This is a genomic window from Paenibacillus sp. D2_2 (genome assembly GCF_031199965.1).
Classification (GTDB): Bacteria; Bacillota; Bacilli; order Paenibacillales; family Paenibacillaceae; genus Fontibacillus.
Genome location: NZ_CP133605.1, coordinates 4344008 through 4367356, shown reverse-complemented (window position 1 = coordinate 4367356; position 23349 = coordinate 4344008). Strand labels below are relative to the sequence as shown.

The following is a 23349-nucleotide window of genomic DNA, read 5'->3' as shown; positions in this document are numbered from 1 at the left end:
ATGAGCGGTGGGTGATTGACATGGGTCTGGTTCCGAAGAAGGAGGGCCAAACAGCTGACAACAAGAACAAGCAGAATAAGGAAATTAAATCAAGTGGAGAAAGAAGCTTATTTCAAGTTGGAGAGACAAGGTAGCGAATCGTCTTCCAACCCAAATAAATCCTTCAAAATCTGTGGGTGTCCGTCTGTTTCTTATTTTCTTCGTGGCGATCATGTTCTTCGTATTAGCTATCGGAATATTGTCCTATCAGATGGCGAAGTCGACGATACAGAAAAATGCGGAAAATGCCAACCTGCAAACCATTGTACAAACTTCTCAGAAGCTAGATATTATCCTGCAAAAGTATGAGGAGAATCTTCAACAGACATTCCTAGATAATGAGATGCAGAAGGCGATCATGAATGCTTCTCTCTCGGGTACGTCCGATTATGACCGTTTTACAACGATTAATGATATTAGGAATCGCCTGAATTCGCTAGTCTATTCAAATAAGGGTGTCGAATCCGTCTATATGATGAGTGTTGATGGATCCTTGGATGACGTCTCCACTGGAAGCACCAGTCAGAAATTCTTTGAAGAGGCACGCAAGGAATCTTGGTACGACGAAATGTCTAAGACCGTAGGTTCTCGTTGGATCCATGTGCAGGAGAAGAGTAACGGCAAATCAGTCGTGCGATTGATTCGTTCACTGTCGAGCGTTACAACTTCGAAGCGTTTCGTACTCGTTCAAGATTTGAATGTTGAAGTGCTGGAAGATTACTTAAAAGAAATTAATTTCGGGGACAACTCGAAGCTGCAAATCATCGGACCAGATAATGTTGTTATCGGTTCATCAATAATTGGTGAAACAGGGAAACTTCGGAGTATGATTTGTCCAAAGCTGGTGAGAGCAAAAAAGGAGGCATTCGGATCAATGATGCCAATGGCAATTCCGTACTAGCTGTCTATAACAATTTTGCTGCTACCGACTGGAAGCTGATTGGTACAGTCAGCACTGCCGAACTGGTGAAGGATGCTAAAGGCATTTTGCTTACAACATACATATCGGCTGCTGTCGTTGCCTTGATCACTACATTGATTGCTATGTGGATGGTTAGAATGATTGCTCATCCGCTGGCACAGTTGAAGAACTTGATGGAAGAAGGCTCTAGGGGTAACCTGAATGTACGTATGAAGGCGAAATCTCAGGATGAGATCGGTCAACTGACTAACAGCTTCAACGTAATGATGGAGCATATTACCGAGCTCGTGAAGCAGACGAACCATTCTGCGAAGGATGTTCTGGATACGGCGACCGAGTTGACCCAGGCTTCCAATAAGACAGCCATCTCTGCTAGGGAGATTGCCATCGCGACGGAAGAGATTGCTAACGGAGCAACGAGCCTAGCTAATGAAGCTGAACGCGGCAATGAGCTCACAGAGAACATTTCTAGACAAATGGATCAGGTTGTTTTGGCAAACAAGCAGATGGAGACAGCTGCTCATCAGGTAGAGAAATCGAGTCAGCAAGGTACTGAGTATTTGAACGGTCTTCTGGCACAAACGAACTCTACGGTGGATATTGTTAATTCGCTGACCGAGAAGGTAGACGCTCTGAAATCTAGCACATCTTCTGTTTTGAAGGTGCTGGAAGTGATGCAGAATATTACGCAGCAGACGAATATTTTATCCCTGAACGCAACAATTGAAGCGGCTCGTGCCAGGTGCTGCAGGACGCGGCTTCATGGTCGTAGCCGATGAAATCCGTCAATTGGCAGACCAATCCCGTCAATCAATCAAGATGGTAGGGGAGATTACGGACAATATACAACAGGAAATGAATGAGACGGTACAGGCATTGTCGGATGCAGGTCCGTTGTTCCAGCAACAGATCAGCTCTGTGAAGGAGACAAGTCAGATCTTTGTATCTGTGCAAGTGCAGATGGAAGGCTTCGTGAAGCAAATTGAAATGGTCACGTCTTCGATTGATGATCTGAATGAATCACAGAATGTTCTGTCTGAAGCGATGAGCAACGTCAGCGCCGTAGCTCAGCAGTCATCAGCAACATCCGAAGAGGTTGCTTCACTTAGTAGTGAGCAGCAGACGGTTAGCGATCAACTCGTTCAACTCTCCGGCAAGTTGGAGAATGTATCGAACGGCTTGAAGGAATCGCTGTCTAAATTTACAGTCTAAGCAGAATATATATGAACTGCCCCGAGAGTAAATCATACTTTCGGGGCAGTTTTTTTGTTGCTCAGATGTAGGACTTGGTTATACCGTCACTCTATGTGTTAACATCTCTCTCCAGGGAAATAATGAAGCAGTAAGGTAAAAAGGGGGATGTAAATGTCATTAGCTCGGAAAAATCGCATATTTTATATTCTAATAGTGTTTAGTATTTTATTTGCTGTATATACACTGAGAATCGCCTGGATTCAGACACATGCTGCGCTTGCTGCAGTGACTTCTTCAGGGAAAACGATAAATGAATTGGCTGTGCACCAGCGTGAGCAAGGGGTCGAGCTAGATCCCGGTAGAGGAAATTTCTTCGATCGATATGGCCGACAATTGACCGGGATTACAACTTGGTCGCCAGTGCTGTTCCCTGTCAAAAAGTTGCCTGCTCAAGATGATCTGGCACGTATTGCCGCTACACTAGGGGTATCTGAGAGCGAGCTTAGGAGCAAATGGTCGAGCCTAGAGGTACCTTTTATTTGGTCCGGACCCGGTGGCAATTATGGTTTGCTGAATCATTCATCCGAGATCAAGGCACAATCGCTTGCTCATTTGGAAGGTATAGAAGTGCTTCCGCATGTTGTACGCTATCAATCCGGCCAGACAGGGCAGCAATGGCTCGGCTACGTGGCTCAGCGGCCTGAGGTAATTCAGCAGATCCGTGGAAGCAGGAAGCAGAACGAACAAATGCCTTTGACGATGCAGGTGGGTGCGGCAGGCTTGGAGAAGACGTTCGACAGATTCCTGCGTGGTGCAGGAAGTACGAGGGCATATTATGCGGTAGATGGTAAACGGGAGTCATTCCCGAATGTAGGTACCCGGATCAAGGGACCAGAAGAACGCTTCCATCCTCTACAGATCAAAACAACCATTGATATCGTGCTGCAGAAAAAATTAGAAGCGCTTACGGAGCAGATGAATGTGAAGGAGGGAGCTGTAGTCGTACTTGATGCGGAGAACGGTGATGTTCTAGCGATGGTTTCAAGACCGTTCTTCGATCCCAATCATATTGACTTGGCTGGGGGAAGTTGGAGCAACCGTGCCCTGAAGGCTGTACCACCCGGTTCCATTTTCAAGACCGTTATCGCTGCGGCTGCGTTGGATAGTGGAGTTACCAAGCCGGGCGAAGTGTTCCACTGCTCAGGACAGTATGGTAAATACGGATTAGCCTGTTGGAAGAAGGGGGACACGGCGATCTTACATTGGAACAGGGGTTCGCCTACTCCTGCAACAATGTGTTTGCGACATTAGGGGAGCGCTTGTCAGCAAGAAGTATTGAGCTTACAGCAGCTAGGCTCGGTCTTGGCCGTAAGATTGGTTGGCATGAAGAGAAATTTATGGGAGGTAAAGATCTTTGGCAATTCGATCACGAGGAGAAGGGAGACGTCTTCCACAACAGCAACTCTGTTGACGGAGGTGTCCTGGCCCAGACGGCTATCGGACAGCGCGATGTACTGGTCTCTCCCCTCCAGGCGGCGAATATGATTGTGACGCTGCTTCATCAAGGAAGGGTAACATCGCCGCGTCTGGTTAGCGAGATCCGCTTCCGGGACGGATCCTTGCTCACGCAAATGCCAGAGCACCGAGTTCCTACATCTGCTGGTCAAGTATCACCTCGCACGTCTTCTCTGTTGCTGTCTTGGATGAAAGAGGTTGTCGAATCGGGAACGGGAAGGTCACTTAGACAAGCTGATTGGCATTTGGCTGGCAAGTCTGGGACGGCACAGGTTGCTAAAAGTGACAAAAACTATAATCATCAATGGTTCATTGGCTATGGTCCCACAGAGAAGCCCAAATATGCGGTAAGCGTACTTGTTCAGTACAGGCCGGAAGGATCGGAGAATCAAGCAACGGCTTTGTTCAGGCATACGATGGATCTACTCGCTGCCTACAGACCGGAACAGATCTGATTCATCATGCTAGTTCATTTTCAAATTTTAAAAAATGCGCCTCATTGTGCTCAGTATGTGCTAAAATAGTTAGGATGCTATTTAATATATGCGTGTTCAAAAAGACCAGGTAGACTTTTTGAACCACCTCTATATGTGTGCGTGAATAAAGCTAAGATCAGAGAGAAGTGGGGAAAGCGACATGGATACTTTGCTGATATGGCTGTTTTACATTTCATCGTTGTATGCTTTTATACCAGGGCTGATCACGCGTCTGTTTGGTTATCGTGTCTTCAAGCATAGTACGAGCAAGGATGAATTTGCCCTTACCTTTGATGATGGTCCGGACCATTATTATACTCCTCAGCTCCTTGATTTGCTGAGGCGCTATGATGCCAAGGCTACTTTCTTTGTTGTGGGTTCCAATGCAGAGAGAAATCCTGAGTTGATCAGACGGATGCACGAAGAAGGACATTTGATCGGAGTTCACAATTATGTTCATAAGACAAATTGGCTAATGGGTCCTGGTGCGGTGAAGAAGCAGATTCAGAAGACGAATAAGATCATCCACGAGGTTACAGGACAAGATACGCATTACTACAGACCGCCGTGGGGGATTGTAAATTTGTTTGACTTCGCTAACCGAAACAATGTCAAGATCGTGCTTTGGTCGGCAATGTTCAGCGATTGGCGCAAGCGTATTGGTGCTGAACGCTTAACGAAGCGGATGTTGAAGAAGCTTGGTGGTGGAGAGGTATTTCTGCTGCATGATTGCGGAGCTACACTTGGTGCCGACAATGAGGCTCCAAGAGAAATGCTGATTGCACTGGAAAGAGTACTGGAGGAAGCGCAGAAGCGGGGCTTGCGTAGCGTTCGCATCGATCGCTTGATGGAGACTGACAGTAGCCTGAAGCATAGCAAGACACAAAAGAAGGCTGTAGGTATCACCCGCTCATTAAGTTGGTGGAAGCGATTGGTCGTGGCATTATGGCTCTTATGGGAGAAGCTGTTCCACTTGGTGTTCCAGCTGCATACGACGAATGAACAGGACCCGATTTTTCATTTCCGCAGTCGTCCTTATCATGGTGAGTCGGTTGAGTTGACGGACGGAACCATGCTGCAAGCTGGTGATGAGGTACTGGAGCTGCACTTAGATAATAAGAAGCTGTTCCAGATGGGCATGAAGTCAAAATCGACCGTTCACTTGGCCATTCAGTTGATCAGGCAGGTGGAGAAGGCGTTGCCCGAGATTGCAAGGTACGTGGTAGACCATCCTGAACTGCACAATGTAAAGGCGCTGTATGGAGTGACCATGATCAACCGCGGACCTGAGAAGTTTGGATTTACGGTTACGGATTTACCGAAGGGATTATTTGCTAGTTCCTCGCAAATTTATTTGAAGTTCTTGATGAGAGTTATCCATCCTGATGGAGGAACGAGATTGAAGCAGTCTCCTGAGCTTCTGGTACCGAAGATGATTCTGATGCCAATTGATACTCTGCTGAAGCAATATCTTAAGGATGGTTCTCATCACAAGATTAAACATGACAGGATTATCGAGGAGGAAGAGGATACGGTGGTCAGCTCAACTCTTCCTTGCCGGTAATCAGTTATTATTTATTTGTTTATAAAAAAAGCCTTGGCTCCTGTAATAGGAGCCAAGGCTTTTTTATAAATGTATGACGAAAGTACAATGAGCATTAGATTTTCAAAACTCCACCTGAGCTAGCATTAGTAACTAGTTTGGAATAACGAGCCAGATAGCCAGTTTTCACCTTAGGTTCGAAGCCTTTCCAGTTTGCGCGGCGGCAGGCGAGCACTTCATCATCGACCAGAAGCTCGATTTTACGGTTATTCAGATCAAGCTCGATAATATCGCCATCTTCGACGAATGCAATCGGCCCCCCTTCTGCAGCTTCCGGAGAGATATGGCCAATGCTAATGCCGCGCGAAGCGCCTGAGAAGCGTCCATCCGTGATCAGGCCGACCTTGGCGCCAAGGCCCATACCTACGATTTGTGAAGTAGGAGCGAGCATTTCCGGCATACCAGGACCACCTTTCGGTCCTTCATAACGGATAACGACGACAGAGCCCTCTTTGACTTTGCCATTAGCGATACCTTCCAATGCTTCTTCCTGGGAGTCGAAGCAGATCGCCGGGCCTTTATGATATCCGCCCACCGACGGATCTACAGCACCGACCTTAATGACAGATCCTTCCGGAGCCAGGTTGCCGTACAGAATAGCGAGCCCGCCTTTTTCGGAGTAAGGATTGTCGATCGTATGGATGACGCTTGTATCCTTAATCTCGCAGCCAGCCACGTTCTCGGCAATTGTCTTTCCAGTAACTGTAATTTGCTCTCCGAAGAAGGCCCCTGGTTTCTTCAGCAACTCATGAATAACGGCGCTGACGCCACCTGCCCGGTCAACATCCTCAATGAAGATATCTGTAGCCGGTGCAAGCTTGGAGATATGAGGGACACGGTTAGCTACTTCATTGATCCGTTCCAATGGATAATCGATACCAGCTTCTTGCGCCAGAGCAAGGGTATGCAATACCGTATTGGTGGAACCACCCATTGCCATATCCAGGGCAAAAGCATTGTCGATCGATTCCTTGGTAACGATATCGCGAGGCTTAAGATCAAGCTTAATCAATTCCATCAGCTGCTTCGCGGATTTTCTTACGAAGTCGCGGCGTTCATCAGATACGGCTAGAATTGTGCCATTGCCTGGTAGAGCAAGTCCGAGTGCTTCAGCCAGACAGTTCATGGAATTGGCGGTGAACATTCCTGAACAGGAACCGCAAGTTGGACAACCGAACTGTTCAAGCTCCAGCAGATCCGCATCATCGATTTGGCCCGCTTGATGCGCGCCTACGCCTTCAAATACGGAGGTCAACGATAGCTTACGTCCTTTGCTGTCTACGCCGGCTTTTCATCGGTCCGCCGCTAACGAACATGGTTGGGATATTGACGCGAAGCGCACCCATCATCATACCAGGGGTAATCTTGTCACAGTTCGGGATGCAGACCATCCCATCGAACCAGTGAGCGGATACGACGGTCTCTAATGCGTCGGCGATAATTTCTCGGCTTGGCAGAGAGTAGCGCATTCCGATGTGTCCCATGGCAATGCCGTCATCAACGCCGATTGTATTAAATTCGAACGGAACTCCGCCAGCTTCGCGGATCGCCTCTTTGACAATTTTTCCGAACTCCTGCAAGTGAACATGTCCAGGGACAATATCAATGTAGGAATTACACACGGCTATGAATGGTTTGTTGAAATCTTCTTCCTTAACACCGGCGGCGCGTAGCAAGCTACGGTGCGGCGCACGGTCGAAGCCTTTTTTGATCATGTCTGAACGCATTTTCTTGGCTGTCATAATAGACGATCCCCCATGATTTGGAATTTATAAGATTTTGGAACTTTACACCGCTAAAGGTTTTCTTTACAGTCTATCATATGTATTCTGCTTTTTCTAGCAATCAAAAACAGTAAAATATCAGAAAATAACGTCGAATTGAATGGAAGTTTGAGCAAAAAAGACTCATGGGTACATGTAACAGAGCATAGAGATGGGTTCGAATAAGACGGAAAAAAGCCTGTGAGTGTTCGCAGGCTTTTCTGTATAAAGGGATTTATAATGCCTGTAGACTTCAGGCTGTTGAAGAAGCTATGGCGGTTTGGTCGATTCTTGCCTGAGCTTACTTGAAATCTCTAAAGGCTCAGACAGTCTAGACTATGCCTAGATTCGAAAAGTCTTAATTCTTGCTGGCTGTCCCTGTGCCGAAAGAGTGTGTGGCCCGGCGCTCCAGGTTGAAGATCCACTGTACTGATGGCTCGATCAGCGGCGATGCCAGTCTGCGCACGAACGGCTGACAGAGCAGAAGGGTCATGGCAATGGCAGCTGCAATAAGCGCTAATGATGCGACTTCGCTATGAATCCAGTTATAGATTGGGGATAGGGCAGCAAGCCGAATAATGAATCCGTGCAACAGGAATACGTATAGGGTTCTGCGTCCCATATCGGTGATCTTGCTATTCTTCCAGGGTACAAAGGAGAGGAATCCAACCGCTGCCAGAGCTTGCAGTAAATATAGCATCATGCGGAATACCCCTGTGTACCATGTAATCTGTCCCAATTGGCCGTAGGTCATATTGCCATAAAGCCAGCCGGGGATATATTCAGTCCGCTTATGGCGATCCAGATGAATAGCAGGACTGATGTGGTTAATGCGACGATTTTTATTTTGTGTGTGAACAAGACTTGGAGTCGTGAGTAAGAGAAATGATAGCCGATAATAAAGAAAGGGAAGAATACGAATGTCCGCGAAATACTGAGCCAGACTCCATCTACGGGTAGGTAGCCGACCAGCACACCAAGTAGAACCGCAGTAATAACCTGTTGAAGTGGCGTCAGCTTATGCAACATGATCAGCAGTAAACGCCAGAAGATATGACTGGCCAGGAACCAGAGCAATAAGTAGGGAGCGAAGTAAGAATAATGCGTGTTATGCACATGGAATAATAGGGCGTCCATCGCTAGATAAATGGTTTGAAAAATAATGTACTGCATCGCGATTTGCAGCAGTATCTTGCGCCCAGCCCCTCCAAATAGATTGCTCTTAGCGAAATACCCAGTGACCATTACGAACAGAGGCATATGAAACGTAAAAATCCACATATATAGAGCTTCCATACCATCGAGCCTTGTTATTAACGGTTCAATAGCATTGCCTATAAATACACAAACAATTAGCAGAAAGCGTAGATTCAGAAAAAGGTCTCTCCTCGCGAACTGATTGAATGATTGGCCATGACGATTCTCTCCTTATCCGGTTGCTTCCGCATGTATGTTTGTACGTACGTTTTAAAATAAATTATTGAAAATTTTGAGGAATCTTGGTTCAGCTTTAAATTACTATTTTTGCAGCAACGACCTTGTGATTATTATCACAATAGAAAGCGCTATCAGATAGATCGAATGTGTCGATCTGTTGACAACTGTTGCCCTGTTCGTTTTGTCTGAATAAACACTTAAAGGTACAATAGAAGAAGACAATATGACCGTGAAGATTAATGAGAGGAAGTGAGTCAATGCCGCAAATTTTAGTACATGGCCGTAAGGTTCTATGCAGCGGGATATTGTTCGACAAGGACGGTACATTGTTGGATTTCATGCAAATGTGGGGAGCATGGGCCACCGTGTTGATCGGGTTGCTGGACGAGTATTTAGCTGCCTTGGGCAAAGAACCGATAGGCGAGAGAAAGGAGTCACTTGGGCTGATCAGTGACCAGACGGGAACGATCATTGGGTATGATAAGGCTGGGCCAGTAGCGATGGGGACAGAGGAAGAGGTAACGGCGCTGCTGGCTTGGCATCTGTATACAGCTGGAATTCCTTGGAATGAAGCAACGGTGCTGGTCAGGCACTATAACAAATCAGCGATGCAGAAACTGGAACAGGACAGGAAGGCTGTGCCGCTACCGGAGCTCACACCATTCCTGCAGGCTTGTCACAAATCTGGAATGAAGATGGCGGTGGTGACATCGGATACGACGCATGAGGCGGAGAAGCATTTGGATTGGATGGAGCTACGAAGTTATTTTCCCGTCATTGTAGGTCGGGATAAGGTCGCTAGAGGGAAGCCGGATCCGGAGATGGCACTGCTCGCACTACAGGAGATGGGTCTGCCACCACAGCAATGCATCGTCATTGGAGACAGTAATGGTGATATGGTGATGGGCAAACAGGCTGGCGCTTTGTGTACGATTGGCATCGCTCCGGACGGTGACGGTGAACAATACTTGCTCGACGCGGACTTAATCATTCGCGGGTATGATGAATTATCAATTCAACCTTCTCGGTGCTGAAGACCGGCCTTTACTTAATAAAAAAGGGGACATATAACGATGGATATGACGAAGATAGAACAGTTAGCCGACTGGATCAAGGAGAGCCAGAGGATCGTCTTTTTCGGCGGTGCGGGAATTTCAACGGAGAGCGGAATCCCTGATTTCCGTTCAGCTGCGGGAATTTATCAGACGGAGACGGCTTCACCTTATTCACCTGAGGAAATTTTGAGTCGCCCTTTTTTCAACCGTCATCCTGAAGTGTTCTATGATTTCTACAAGACGAAAATGATACACATGGAGGCAAAACCGAATCCGGCGCATCGTTGTTTAGCCAAGCTGGAGCAGGCGGGTAAGCTGACCCATATCATTACCCAAAATATCGACGGATTACATCAGATGGCTGGAAGCAAGAAGGTGCTTGAGCTTCATGGCTCTATTCATCGCAATTATTGTATGAACTGCCAGCAATCTCACAGCCTGGATGAGGTAATGCAGAGCTCCTCTGTCGTACCGATCTGCCACGTCTGCGGAGGGATCGTCAAGCCTGATGTAGTGCTCTATGGAGAGAATCTCGACAATCAGGTGCTAGCGGAGAGTATTCAAGCAATTGCTTCCGCGGATATGCTGCTGATTGGTGGAACATCCTTAACTGTTCAACCGGCAGCGCATCTCATCACTTATTTTATTGGGAAACGAACGGTACTGCTCAATGCTTCGCCAACGGCTTATGATCATCATGCGGAACTATTAATTACAGAACCGATCGGTTCAGTCATGAATGAGGTAAGTCGATTGCTTCCATAGGCACCTATCATTCACCGCTCGCGTACAATAACCTAATACGATGGATAATTCAGCGAGTGCGAGGTGTGTATGATGATTGTTCTACCGCCGGGGGATGCGGGGAAAATTGGGCAGATGAATCTGACTGGATTGGAGCAGCAAATTTTACGGATGAAGCAAGACAGTGCAGTACAATATCGCTACGATTCTATCGCTGATTTGCAATTTGAATTAGCAACTAGGGCGAAAATAGTGGAAGCTGCCAGAGATCTTTATAATAGCGGCGCAGACTTTGCGACTTTTGAGAACTCACGCGGTAATCCGAATTACTGGGTTCGACTTAGCAACGGGGACTCCAACTGCGCAGTGATGTCGCGCCAGCGGATGCAATCCGCGACATTTTTCAGAATGGCCACAAATATGCTTTCGAATGTGCTACTGCTATGGTGATCGCCTTATATAAAGGAGTACTAGATATGATCGGCGATCAGGCTTTTAATACTTACTTCGCCAATCTGATACTGTATGATTGGAAATATGACAACCATCTGCGCATCAATTCGATCAGTGGGGCGGAGGCATTCCCAGGGGATGTGCTCTACTTCAAAAATCCTGATTTCGATCCTTCTATGCCGGAATGGCAGGGGGAGAACGCGATTTTGCTACCGGACGGGAATTATTTCGCCCACGGCATGGGTATCGTAAGTGCGGATGATATTATCCATGCTTTAAATGCGAAAAGGAATCCGGGGAGTACAACATCGGCATACCTGATGGACGATGTGGATTCCTTGGATTTTGCTTATACGCAGAAGTTGAGTAATGGTGTGGCGAGAATCGGTACCCGGTTCTATTTGTTTTCTTGATATCGGAACAGGCATCAGCTATCCTAATTTGTGTAAAGTGGAAATTATAGGGGACACCCTCAACTGCTATGTCAGGCTGTGGAGGGTGTCTTTTTTGAAGATTTGAATAGAAATCTTCTAATGAAGTATGCGGTATTAGTCAGTTCTGTCCGGCTGCATTCCTGCGGTACTCGCTTGGTGATTCGCCATGAAATCTGCGGAATTGACGAGAGAAATACAAGGCATCGGTTAAGCCGACGGAGGCGGCAATTTGCTCAATCGACAATTCAGGTCTCTCTCGCAGCAACTGACGGGATTTATCAATTCGTAGTTTGAGCAAGTAAGTGACCGGGACAACCCTGTCGTCTTCTTGAATATGCGTGACAGGTAAGCGCGGTTGTACCCTAGACTAGAGCACATTAATTCAATGGAGATGGGATGAGCATATTGGCTACTCATATAATGGATCATTTGCTTAACGGTACGTTGAACTCCTGATTCTCCCGTTGGCAGGGCTGATTCACGCACTAGCTTCTCCTCGGCTTCAGCCATAATCAAGTGTAGATAGCCTAATGAGGCTGGATGTGAACTTGGCTTCCGCGTTCTGAAGACTCGAAGTACGGATTCAAGCATCTCGGGAATGGCGCTAGTCGACCCGGAGCTGAACGCCGCTAATTGCGGGGTAAATCCCGCACGATGGACAAGCTCGGCTGCCTTATCACCTGCGAAAGCGATCCAGCGATAGCGCCAAGGTTCAAGCTTATCCGAAGCGTAGCTTACGAGCTGGTCTGGCTGAATTAGGAAGCAATCCCCCGCGCTAAGAGAATAGTAGGCAAATTCAGTCTGGAAGCTGCCTCTCCCTTTCTCCACAAAATGCAGCAGGAAATAGTCATATACCTTCGGGCCTAGTCTATGATCAGTCGCGGTCTGGCTCTCTCCTGCGAACAGGACATGCAGATCACTCGTCTCGAACACTTCCGGATTAGCAGCGGCACTATAGGTTTCATGGAGCATAGGGTGACCTCCTCTATTATCCTGTCTATATTCTACTCTCTGAGGTCACATTTATCCATATAAAACTCGCATAGATGCATTACGATAATAGCTGATATTTCTTATACTAAGTTCAAGGGAGCAAGGCAAACAATCCTAAATAATGAGGTGTCCATAACGATGAAACGACAAGAGATGGAACAATTGTTTATATCAAGGTACGGTGAGAGTAGTGAAGCAGTATCTGTCTTCAATGCACCGGGACGCGTCAATCTAATCGGCGAACATATTGATTATAACGGTGGATATGTGCTACCGGCTGCGTTGGAGTTTGGAACAACGATGGCGATTCGCAAGCGTTCGGATCGCAAAGTATTGTTCTCATCTACGAATCTCCCTTATCAGGCTGAGTTCGATGTGGAGAAGCTTGGAAGCAGTAAGACCGGGGAATGGGTTGATTATCCGATCGGTGTTGTTGTCGAGCTTGGCAAGCATGGTGTGCAGCTTGGTAGCGGCTACGAAATTCTGTTCCATGGTGAAATTCCGAATGGTGCGGGTCTCTCATCTTCCGCCTCAATTGAAGTTGTCACCGCGTATGGACTCTTGATTATGGAGAATCAGCCTGCTGATAAGGTAGAAATCGCTAAGCTGTCGCAACGGGCCGAGAATCTATTTGTTGGTGTGAACAGTGGCATTATGGATCAGTTTGCTGTTGCGAACGGGGCAAAGGATCATGCGATCCTATTAATGTGCGATACACTGGAATATAAGCTTGTACCATTCGTTACCGGTAATTATAAGCTTGTAATTAGCAATACCAATAAACGCAGAGGACTCGTTGACTCCAAATATAATGAACGTCGTGAGCAATGTGACGCGGCTTTGACAATTTTGCAACTGGATGTACCTGGTTTGGAATTTCTGGCGCATCTATCCATAGAGCAATTTGAGAAGTTAAAGGATAAATTCGCAGATGAAGTGCTGCTAAGACGGGCAACACATGTCGTTGAAGAGAATGATAGAGTGCTTCAATCCGTTGAGGCGCTAAGTGCTAACGATTTGGTTCGCTTCGGGCAACTGATGAATGCTTCCCATGATTCGCTGCGTGATCTGTATGAGGTCAGCTGTATGGAGCTTGATGTTATGGTGGAAGAAGCAAGGAAGATCGAAGGAACGCTGGGCTCGCGGATGACCGGTGCTGGGTTCGGTGGTTGTACGGTATCCCTCGTTCATGAAGATGCGATTGAGCAGTTCTTGTCACTTGTAGGTGAGGCGTACGAGAAGAGAACAGGCTTGAAGGGTGAGTTCTATGTATGTGGCGTTGGCAATGGAGTACATGAAATGAAGGAGGAGTATTAAAATGGCGATTTTAGTTACGGGTGGAGCAGGGTATATCGGTTCCCATACAGTTGCGGAGCTGCTTGCGCAAGGCAAGGAGGTTGTCGTCATCGACAATCTACAGTCAGGGCATAGGGATGCGTTGCTTGGCGGGAAGCTGTATGAGGGTGATCTGCGCGATAAGGAACTGCTGAAGAGATTATTTGCAGAGAATGAGATCGAAGCGGTTATCCATTTTGCGGCTAATTCTCTGGTCGGCGAGAGCATGAAGGATCCGGTAAAATATTTCGACAATAACGTCTACGGTACACTTTGTCTGCTGGAAGCTATGGATAAGGCCAATGTGCGCAAAATTGTATTCTCGTCGACAGCAGCAACCTACGGTGAGCCGGATAAAGTGCCGATCGAGGAGAGCGACCCTACCCATCCGACGAATGTCTATGGGGAGACGAAGCTGACAATGGAGCGGATGATGGCTTGGTTCGATCAGGTGCTGGGTATCAAATATGTAGCGCTACGCTATTTCAATGCGGCCGGGGCTCATGCCAGCGGTAAGATCGGTGAAGATCATGATCCAGAGACGCATCTTGTCCCACTTATTCTTCAAGCAGCGCTAGGACAGCGTGATTCGATCAAAATTTTCGGTGATGATTACAATACACCTGACGGTACATGCATCCGTGACTATATTCATGTGAGCGATCTAGCAGATGCTCATCTACGTGCTGTAGAGTACTTGCTTGGTGGCGGAGACAGCGATGTGTTCAATCTCGGCAACGGGCAAGGCTTCTCGGTCAAAGAGATGATTGAGGCTGTGCGTGAAGTGACCGGCCGTGACTTCCCTGTGGAGATCACACCTCGCCGGGCCGGAGACCCTGCTGTATTGATCGCATCTTCTGACAAAGCAAGAAGCGTGCTTGGCTGGAAGCCATCGCGCGACAAGCTGCAAGACATTATAGGCAGTGCCTGGACATGGCACAGTAATCATCAAGAAGGTTATAACGACTAAGGAGTGGGCAGAAGTGAAAGCTGAAGACAAGAAAAAGCAGGATGCACAGGCAGCTATCGAAAGACTGCTTCACTATACACTAGAACAAGGACTGATAGATTGGTGGGATCTGGAGTATTCCCGCAACCGTCTGCTGGAGCTGTTCTCCTTTGATGAGCCTTATATGGGAGAACTTGCAGAAGAGGCGTTGACGAGTCCACAACAGCCGCTTGAGACATTGATCGATTATGGCTTTGAAATTGGACTAATCCCTGAGAATACAGTGACTTATCGCGATCTGCTTGATGCGCGGATTATGGGACTGCTGATGCCTCGCCCGTCCGAGATGATCACGGCCTTCCGCAAGACGGAAGCGGATCAAGGTATTCAGGCGGCGACAGATCAATTTTATAAGCAATCTGTAGCTAGCAATTATATTCGTATGGATCGGGTTGCACAGAATATATATTGGGACCAGCCAACAGATTATGGCTCGATGGAGATTACCATCAATCTGTCTAAGCCGGAGAAGAATCCGAAGGAGATCGCGATGGCAAAGCTGCTTCCGCCTCCGGTCTATCCGAAATGCCAGCTATGCCGGGATAATGTAGGTTATGCTGGGCGGATCAATCATCCGGCACGTCAGAATCTACGTGTGATTCCATTGGAACTAAATAAGGAGCCATGGCTCTTTCAATATTCACCGTATGTGTATTATAACGAGCATTGCATCGTATTCCACCACGATCATGTACCGATGAAGCTGACAAAGGATACCCTAAGACGATTGCTGGCATTTACAGCGCAGTTTCCGCACTATTTTATCGGATCAAATGCCGATTTGCCGATCGTGGGCGGGTCGATTCTGACGCATGATCATTTCCAAGGGGGTAGGCATACCTTCCCACTGGAGAAATCGCCGATCCTATCGAAGTTCCAGCATCCGTCTTATCCAGGCGTAACAGCTGGGATTGTCCAATGGCCAATGACGGTGCTGCGCTTGAATAGTCAGAATCCCGATATTCTACTGGAAGCGGCAAATGATATATATGAACAGTGGAAAGAATACAGCGATCCGGCAGCAGATGTGTTTGCTTACAGTATGGCCGGAGAAGAGAAGGTTCCACATAATACGGTTACTCCGATTGTTCGCCGTGGCGCAGATGGCAGCTTCGAGATGGATGTCGTGCTGCGCAACAATCGCACGAATGAGGAGCATCCGGAAGGAATCTTCCATCCACACCGCGAGATGCATCATATCAAGAAGGAGAATATCGGCCTGATTGAAGTGATGGGACTAGCGATTTTACCTGGCCGACTCAAAGAAGAACTGGCTGATATTGCTAGTATTTTGAGCGGAGACAAGGGTTTGTACGATGAGATCATCTCCAATCCTGAGTCCAAATTGGCTGTTCATACCGCATGGGTGAAGCAATTGGTTGCGGCTCATGGGCAGGCAATGGTCAAGGAGGATGCGGAAGCACTGCTTCGCGATGAAGTGGGCCGTAAGTTTGCCGAGATTCTGGGACATGCCGGTGTGTTCAAGGTTACTGAAGAAGGGCGGAAGCATTCCGTCGCTTCGTTACAAGCACTGGGTATGAGTCGCTGAATTAGTAATCATTGAAATGAACAGGGTTAAGCACTAGGTTGGGTGCTTGGCCCTATTTTTTTGTAGGAAATTTGCAACTAACGAAACAGGGATATCGATATTAGGAGAATAGGAATAAAGTTTGAGGGAAATTCACTGTTGCTCCATTAGAGTTACGAGTATAATGGAATTGGATGCAATATTTGGGAAGGGGCTGTTGCAACCAAATTTAGGATATTGCGTAGTAAATATTACATATCATGATATGATCAATCATTTAGATTTAAGGAGGGGAAGGGATGGACGGATTATTTTGGGGCTGCTTTATAGGGGAGCGATTTTTGCTCTGGTGAGTACGCTCCTGGGAGATATAATCGGAAGCTGGATCGATGGGGTTTTCGATTTGATCTCCGTTGACTTCTTCAAGCCGATCATTAGTGCTTCAGCGATTACGACCTTTGGGGCAGCGGTATTTTGTTAAGTCAATATACCAGCCTGGGAAGTACTTCGATTGTTATTTTCTCGATCTTAATCGCCCTTCTCCTCTCCGTCATCGTGTATTTCATTTATGTCAAGCCGATGGATAACAGCGAGAACTCAATTGGCTTTTCGGAGACCGATCTCCCTGGCAAGCTAGGGGAAGTTACAATCCCAATCGCTTCTGCGGGCTTCGGGGAAATCATGATTAAGCAGGTGGGAGGGAACACGCTACATATCGCAACGAGTTGGGATAAGAGGAATATTTCCGTCGGTACAGAGGTTGTGGTTGTGGATATGAAGGAGGGAGTCGCCCTCGTATCCGAATTGTATGACAACAGTAAAGAAGAGGAGATGATCTAATTGATCGATGCAATTCCAGATTACATGCTAGTTCCATTTATTATCATTGCTGTAATTATTATTTTAGGTATCGCCTTTTGGGCCCGCTATAAGACGGTTAGCCCAGATGAAGCGATGCTTGTAACCGGTTCCTTTCTTGGAAGTAAAAATGTGGCAGATGATGGGTCTGGCCGCAAGATTAAGATCGTTCGTGGGGGCGGGGCATTTATCTGGCCGATATTCCAGAAGGCGGAGTTCATGTCCTTGCTGTCACATAAGTTGGATGTGATGACGCCAGAGGTCTATACAGAGCAAGGGGTTCCAGTATCCGCTGACGGGGTCGCCATCATTAAAGTGGGAAGTTCGGTCGAGGACGTTGCTACGGCAGCGGAACAGTTCATGGGCAAACCAATTGAAGCGCTGAAGAGTGAAGCTCAGGAAGTACTGGAAGGGCATTTACGCTCGATTCTCGGCGGAATGACGGTTGAGGAGGTTTACCGCAACCGCGATAAATTCGCCCAGGAGGTACAGGGAGTAGCTGCCCGTGATCTGAAGAAGATGGGACTACAGATCGTGTCGTTTACGATCAAGGATGTGCGTGACAAGCATGGTTACCTGGAAGCGCTCGGTAAACCGCGGATCGCCGCTGTAAAACGTGATGCAGATATCGCCGAGGCTGAGGCGCTTCGGGACGCAAGGGTTCAGAAGGCGCTTGCTGAGGAATCCGGACAGAAAGCCGAGTTGCTGCGCGATACTAATATTGCAGAAGCGACCAAGGAAAAGGAACTGAAGGTTGCAGCCTTTAAGAAGGATCAAGATACGGCCAAGGCCGAAGCGGATCAGGCGTATGATATTCAGGAAGCCCGGGCCAAGCAGACCATGGTCGAGGAACAAATGAAGGTAGAATTGGTCCGTAAAGAGCGGGAGATCGATCTGCAGGATAAGGAAATTGTCGTCCGGCAGAAGCAGTATGATGCGGAAGTGAAGAAGAAGGCTGATGCAGACCGTTATGCGGTTGAACAGGCTGCTGAAGCCGATAAAGCACGTAAAATGCGTGAGGCTGATGCATTACAGTATTCCATCGAAGCTCAAGCGCGTGCTCAGGCCGAGCAGAAGCGCCTGGAAGGTCTGGCGATCGCCGATGCGGAGCGTGCCAAAGGTACGGCTGATGCCGAGATTATCCGACTTCGTGGTCTGGCTGAGGCCGAAGCCAAGGAGAAGCTAGCCGATGCATTCCAGAAATTTGGCGAAGCGGCTGTGCTCGATATCGTTGCCAAGATGCTGCCTGAATTAGCAGGGAAGATCGCGGCTCCGATCGCATCGATCGATAAACTTACGGTAGTGGATACTGGAAAGGGAGAAGGTGCGGCTCGTGTCAGTAATTATGTGACTGAACTGATGGCCACAGCTCCGGAAATGATCAAGAATATATCCGGTATTGAAGTGGATCAACTGATCAAGGGGCTTACACAGAGAAAGACGAATCCAGCTCCAACTGCAGCGAATTCTCCAGCTTCCCTTGTGAATCCGATCCATCCACCACAGGAATAATTCCTTTATATTTGCATAATGTATACGGACGTCTCACATTTAAGTGAGACGTCTTTTGTTTACATTGCCAATTTACAAGCTGCCATTTTAGGCAAAAACACAAGAAATTTCTGGATATCATGGCCTTTTGTCCAGAATTACTGGCAACGCTTTATTCGGTCAGTTATAATGTGTGTAAGCGTTCCGGACAACTGAATATTTATTAAATGAGGTGCAAATGTGAAGAGCCTACGAGTGGCCAAAGTATTGAATAACAACGTCATTATTGCCGAACATCCTGAGCATGGTGAAGTTGTCGTGATTGGCAAAGGCATCGGTTTCAGTCGCAAGACCGGGGATACCATTCCTCTTGAAGCGATCGAGAAAATGTTCATTCTTACGAGTCAGTTGGAGCAGGAGCAGTACAAGCAGCTCGTGCGGCAGGTGGATGAACAACTGATCGAGGTCATTGGCGAAATCATCTCGTATATTTCCCGGAAAACGCAATCGGAGCTCAATGAACATATACATATTGCGCTAACCGATCACCTAGCATTCGCTATTAAGCGTGCTGAACAGGATCTTGCCTTCCATAATCCTTTTCTATATGAGACAAAAGAGATATATCCCCTTGAATTTGAATTGGCTGAATATGCGATCGATCTGATTCATAAGAAGTTGGGGGTGGACCTCGGTGATGACGAGATTGGTTTTGTTGCGCTTCATATTAATAGCGCGATTACAAATCGACATATTAGCGAGGTTCGGGGTCATGCGCAATTGATAGCTGATTTGGTAGCTGCCATTGAGCAGGAACTGCACATTTCAATTTCCCGCCATTCACTGGATTACTCCAGACTTCTTACCCATTTGAGATTTGCAATTGAGCGAGTACGCCGAGGCGAGCATATTGGAGAAATCGAGCGATTGGACACGCTATTGCAACAGGAATACCCGAAGTTGTATACATTAGCGGGGAAGCTGACCGATATTATGGAGCAGCGTCTGCATAAGCCAATTTGCCATGCTGAGCTCAGTTATTTAACGATGCATTTACAACGCATTACTACCGCACAATCCGGAGAATAGGGAACTTGCACTCACCATGCAGGTTTGTTATACTTTTAACAAGTAATACAAAAGCCAAATATGTTATCACAATGTGTGACTGATTCGATCAGGCATGAGTTGATTAAAGTGTTTTGATTGTAACGCTATTTGTTGGGGATACTACCCCCAGGAATATGCGCTTGCAATGAGAGACTTGATTGCTCATGTCTTTTTGTTTTTTAAAAATGCAAGTTCAAAAAGGACGGTTTTCAGTCATGAAACGGCCTCGATAAAGGTTTTCTTATCATAAGCGGACTTTTTGAATTACCTTTGAGATAGTAAGCCAAAGGAGGGATGTTGCTCAACTTAAGGGGTCGCCGGAACGCTCCCTTATGTGGTCATAAATTCGATTTGAATTTGATAAAAGTACAGAATTTGGTGAAATTATTCTCATATGATGCAATTGAAATGTGAGTTACAATTTGGCAAATAATGTCGCATTCCCGTATTATTAAGGGAGAGAGATTTGCAGACATAAAATTGTGGAAAGCGAGATGAAATAAACATGGAAAAAAATTTTAGAATTACTGATGAGGATGGAATTCATGCCCGCCCGGCTACCGCTTTGGTAAATACGGCGAATAAATTTAAAGATTCTGAGGCCTTTGCTGAGGCAAATGGTAAGAAGGTAACTTTGAAGTCGATTCTTGGTGTCTTGTCCCTTGGGTTGGAGAAGGGGGATGCCCTGAAATTAATCGTTGAGGGTGATCAAGCGGAAGAGGCTATTCAGGCGCTTGCGGAAGTGATGGTTAACGAAGGGTTAGGCGAAGTCCATGCTTGAGATTAAAGGAATTGCCGCATCTTCGGGAGTGGCGATCGCAACAGCATTCCGGCTGGAGCATCCTGACTATACAGTGCATCAAGAGAATGCAGCTGATTCCGATTCGGAACTGAAGCGTCTGGATGATGCTCTGGCTATATCGCAGAAGGAGCTCGAAGGGATCAAGCAGCGGACTGAGGAACAGTTAGGCGCCAAAAAAGCGGAGATCTTCGAATCGCACTTGTTGATTCTGAATGATCCAGAGCTGCTTGACGCTGTTCGCGATAAGATAACAGCCGAGAAGGTGACGGCTCAATACGCGCTGGATGAAGTAGCTAAGCAGTTCATCTCGATGTTCGAGAATATGAAGAGTGCTTACTTAAGAGAACGCGCTGCAGATATGAGAGATGTAACCAAGCGGGTACTCACTCATCTGCTAGGGTTGAATTATACCAATCCTGCCGATATTAGCGAGGAAGTTATCGTAATCGCTGAGGACTTGACTCCATCCGATACAGCGCAATTGAACCGGCAATATGTTAAAGGGTTTACGACGAACATCGGAGGAAGGACTTCACATTCGGCGATTATGGCCCGTTCTCTGGAGATTCCAGCTGTTGTCGGCACTCAAGAGGTCATGGCCCAAATCCATAGCGGAGATACAGTCATCGTTGATGGTTTGGACGGCAAAGTTATTGTTAATCCGTCTGAAGAGGTACTACAGCAGTACCAGCTTAAACGTGACCAATATCTCCGTCAGATTGAGGAATGGAAGAAGCTTAAAGAGGTTCCTACTCAGTCCAAGGATGGTGTTCATGTAGAACTTGCTGCCAATATAGGCACTCCGAATGATGTTACAGGTGTGCTTGAGAACGGTGGGGAAGCCGTTGGTTTGTATCGTACAGAGTTTCTCTATATGGGACGCTCAGAGCTTCCATCGGAAGACGTCCAGTTCAATGCCTACAAGACCGTTCTTGAACGAATGGAAGGAAAGCCGGTAGTCGTCAGAACGCTGGATATCGGTGGGGACAAGGAACTGCCTTATCTTGATCTGCCGAAGGAGATGAATCCGTTCCTTGGATTCCGTGCAGTTAGACTATGCCTGGAGCGTCAAGATATATTCCGCACACAATTGCGCGCGTTACTACGGGCAAGCGTGTATGGCAATTTGAGAATTATGTTCCCGATGATCGCTACACTTGATGAATTCCGTCAGGCCAAAGCTTTACTCCTGGAGGAGAAGCAGAAGCTAGCTTCTGAAGGGATCCAGGTCTCGGATTCAATTCAGCTAGGGATTATGGTAGAGATCCCATCGACAGCAGTACTAGCTGATCAATTTGCCAAAGAAGTCGATTTCTTCAGCATTGGAACCAATGATCTGATTCAATATACGATGGCCGCAGACCGGATGAATGAACGCGTATCCTACTTGTATCAGCCATACAATCCGGCGATTCTGCGTCTGGTGAAGATGGTCATCGATGCAGCACATCAAGAAGGACGCTGGGTTGGCATGTGCGGCGAGATGGCCGGTGATGCTACGGCGATTCCGCTCTTACTCGGACTTGGGCTTGATGAGTTCAGTATGAGCGCGACATCCATTCTTCCGGCTCGTTCACAGATTTCTCGCCTGTCTAAGGTGGAGATGGAGCAGCTTGCAGCCAAGGCAATTGGCCTGCAGACAGCACAGCAGGTGGTAGAACTCGTTCGCTCGATCGGCGAATAATGGGATAGTATGAACTGATTATATAGAATGAATGATGGCGACCGACAGGGTCGCCTTTTTTTTATGAATGATTATGGATAGGATGTAATTACTTGACGAAAGAAGCTTTTGTAACTAGAATGGTTGCAGGATTGTTGGCATTTAAGATATTCTAATATAAACTAATAAAATTTGGTAGAAAGAAGGGGATAGAATGCCACCAAAAAAACAAAAGAGCGCAATGGCACAGCGCAATGCCGCCGCAGAGCAAGCGAAGAAGAAGCAACGGACAAGGCGGATTGTCTGGTTCTCGACCGTCGGTATTTTGCTAATTTTGATTGTGGTTGTGCTATCAATAAAACCTAAAGCGTCGGCAGCATCTTTTGACTATGAGAATCTTCCAAGGTTAGGACAAGCCGATGCTCCAATTAAAATAGTCGAATTCGGCGATTTCAAGTGTCCAGCATGTAAAACGGCCAATGATGTCATTAAACCACATTTGACCAGCGATTATATAAATTCCGGGAAGGTGGCTTTTTATTTCATGAACCTGCCCTTCATCTCTCCGGATTCAACAACAGCCGCATTAGCTGCACAGTCAGTATTCCACCAGAACAAGGATGATTACTGGACTTATTTTGATGCCTTATATCACAATCAGCCGGATGAGAAGCTCGCATGGGCGACTCCCGATTATTTGGTAGATTTGGCGAAGCAGGCGAATCTCTCTATCGATTTTGACTTGCTTCGGAAAGATATCGAGAATCAGACCTATATCAAAGAAGTGAACGAACATCAGAGTAAAGCAAGTAAGCTAGGTGTCTCAGGAACACCAACCTATTATATTAATGGTGTGGAGTACCTTGGTCGTTATGATGATTATGCTGAGTTCGAGCAACAGATTAAGGTGGCACTCGGGGACTAG

General features: G+C 47.0%; 17 protein-coding genes and 5 pseudogenes. 18 read left to right on the top strand and 4 right to left on the bottom strand.

Annotated elements, in window-relative coordinates:
- The first annotated feature begins 202 nt into the window (after positions 1-202).
- From RE628_RS22330 to RE628_RS22305, 5 genes and pseudogenes are all read left to right on the top strand, one after another.
- Positions 203-940, top strand: a complete 738-nt coding sequence (locus tag RE628_RS22330; protein ID WP_309155132.1) for a cache domain-containing protein — start codon at positions 203-205, stop codon at positions 938-940.
- Complete coding sequence (locus RE628_RS22325) at positions 871-1740, top strand: methyl-accepting chemotaxis protein (protein WP_309155129.1); 870 nt, start codon at positions 871-873, stop codon at positions 1738-1740. Before RE628_RS22330 ends, RE628_RS22325 begins: the two co-directional genes overlap by 70 nt.
- A complete protein-coding gene (locus RE628_RS22320; protein WP_309155127.1) occupies positions 1685-2173 on the top strand; it encodes a methyl-accepting chemotaxis protein in 489 nt (162 codons plus the stop codon). Before RE628_RS22325 ends, RE628_RS22320 begins: the two co-directional genes overlap by 56 nt.
- Before the next feature lie 153 nt (positions 2174-2326).
- A pseudogene (locus RE628_RS29795) lies at positions 2327-4125 on the top strand (peptidoglycan D,D-transpeptidase FtsI family protein).
- A gap of 181 nt (positions 4126-4306) precedes the next feature.
- Positions 4307-5710, top strand: coding sequence for a polysaccharide deacetylase family protein (locus tag RE628_RS22305; protein WP_309155120.1), 1404 nt, complete (start codon positions 4307-4309; stop codon positions 5708-5710).
- 94 nt (positions 5711-5804) lie between these two features.
- On the opposite strand, the pseudogene ilvD reads toward RE628_RS22305, so the two are convergent.
- The 3 genes and pseudogenes from ilvD to RE628_RS22290 form a co-directional block, all read right to left on the bottom strand.
- Positions 5805-7491: pseudogene (gene ilvD / locus RE628_RS22300) on the bottom strand (dihydroxy-acid dehydratase).
- 379 nt (positions 7492-7870) lie between these two features.
- Complete coding sequence (locus tag RE628_RS22295) at positions 7871-8215, bottom strand: hypothetical protein (protein ID WP_309155119.1); 345 nt, start codon at positions 8213-8215, stop codon at positions 7871-7873.
- 47 nt (positions 8216-8262) lie between these two features.
- The gene (locus RE628_RS22290; protein ID WP_309155117.1) at positions 8263-8793 is read right to left on the bottom strand and encodes an acyltransferase family protein; all 531 of its coding nucleotides are present in this window, start codon (positions 8791-8793) and stop codon (positions 8263-8265) included.
- A gap of 413 nt (positions 8794-9206) precedes the next feature.
- Here RE628_RS22290 and RE628_RS22285 point away from each other — a divergent pair, with 413 nt between their 5' ends.
- The 3 genes and pseudogenes from RE628_RS22285 (at position 9207) to RE628_RS22270 (ending at position 11614) form a co-directional block, all read left to right on the top strand.
- On the top strand, positions 9207-9983 hold the full coding sequence (locus tag RE628_RS22285; RefSeq protein WP_309155115.1) for an HAD family hydrolase: 777 nt from the start codon (positions 9207-9209) through the stop codon (positions 9981-9983).
- 45 nt (positions 9984-10028) lie between these two features.
- Positions 10029-10769, top strand: a complete 741-nt coding sequence (locus RE628_RS22280) for an NAD-dependent protein deacylase (RefSeq protein ID WP_309159534.1) — start codon at positions 10029-10031, stop codon at positions 10767-10769.
- 69 nt (positions 10770-10838) lie between these two features.
- Positions 10839-11614, top strand: a pseudogene (locus tag RE628_RS22270) (protein-glutamine gamma-glutamyltransferase).
- Between the two features lie 139 nt (positions 11615-11753).
- Here RE628_RS22270 and RE628_RS22265 read toward each other — a convergent pair.
- Positions 11754-12607: pseudogene (locus RE628_RS22265) on the bottom strand (helix-turn-helix domain-containing protein).
- A 159-nt stretch (positions 12608-12766) separates the two neighbouring features.
- Here RE628_RS22265 and RE628_RS22260 point away from each other — a divergent pair.
- The 10 genes and pseudogenes from RE628_RS22260 (at position 12767) to RE628_RS22215 (ending at position 23349) form a co-directional block, all read left to right on the top strand.
- Positions 12767-13945, top strand: coding sequence for a galactokinase (locus RE628_RS22260; RefSeq protein ID WP_309155113.1), 1179 nt, complete (start codon positions 12767-12769; stop codon positions 13943-13945).
- Position 13946: 1 nt separating this feature from the next.
- Entirely contained in the window at positions 13947-14933 is a 987-nt protein-coding gene (galE, locus tag RE628_RS22255) for a UDP-glucose 4-epimerase GalE (protein ID WP_309155112.1), read from the top strand.
- Positions 14934-14946: 13 nt separating this feature from the next.
- Positions 14947-16526 (top strand): annotated as a pseudogene (locus RE628_RS22250) (UDP-glucose--hexose-1-phosphate uridylyltransferase).
- A 158-nt stretch (positions 16527-16684) separates the two neighbouring features.
- A complete protein-coding gene (locus RE628_RS22245; protein WP_309155110.1) occupies positions 16685-16981 on the top strand; it encodes an NfeD family membrane protein in 297 nt (98 codons plus the stop codon).
- A complete protein-coding gene (locus RE628_RS22240) occupies positions 16975-17340 on the top strand; it encodes an NfeD family protein (protein WP_309155108.1) in 366 nt (121 codons plus the stop codon). Before RE628_RS22245 ends, RE628_RS22240 begins: the two co-directional genes overlap by 7 nt.
- A gap of 24 nt (positions 17341-17364) precedes the next feature.
- Complete coding sequence (locus RE628_RS22235; RefSeq protein WP_309159532.1) at positions 17365-18870, top strand: flotillin lipid rafts scaffold protein FloT; 1506 nt, start codon at positions 17365-17367, stop codon at positions 18868-18870.
- A 219-nt stretch (positions 18871-19089) separates the two neighbouring features.
- The gene (gene glcT / locus RE628_RS22230; protein ID WP_309155106.1) at positions 19090-19938 is read left to right on the top strand and encodes a glucose PTS transporter transcription antiterminator GlcT; all 849 of its coding nucleotides are present in this window, start codon (positions 19090-19092) and stop codon (positions 19936-19938) included.
- A 526-nt stretch (positions 19939-20464) separates the two neighbouring features.
- The gene (locus RE628_RS22225; protein ID WP_309155103.1) at positions 20465-20740 is read left to right on the top strand and encodes an HPr family phosphocarrier protein; all 276 of its coding nucleotides are present in this window, start codon (positions 20465-20467) and stop codon (positions 20738-20740) included.
- A complete protein-coding gene (gene ptsP / locus RE628_RS22220) occupies positions 20733-22445 on the top strand; it encodes a phosphoenolpyruvate--protein phosphotransferase (RefSeq protein ID WP_309155101.1) in 1713 nt (570 codons plus the stop codon). The genes RE628_RS22225 and ptsP overlap by 8 nt, the downstream gene beginning before the upstream one ends.
- Before the next feature lie 193 nt (positions 22446-22638).
- Positions 22639-23349 (top strand): DsbA family protein, encoded by a 711-nt coding sequence (locus tag RE628_RS22215; protein ID WP_309155100.1) that lies wholly within the window; start codon positions 22639-22641, stop codon positions 23347-23349.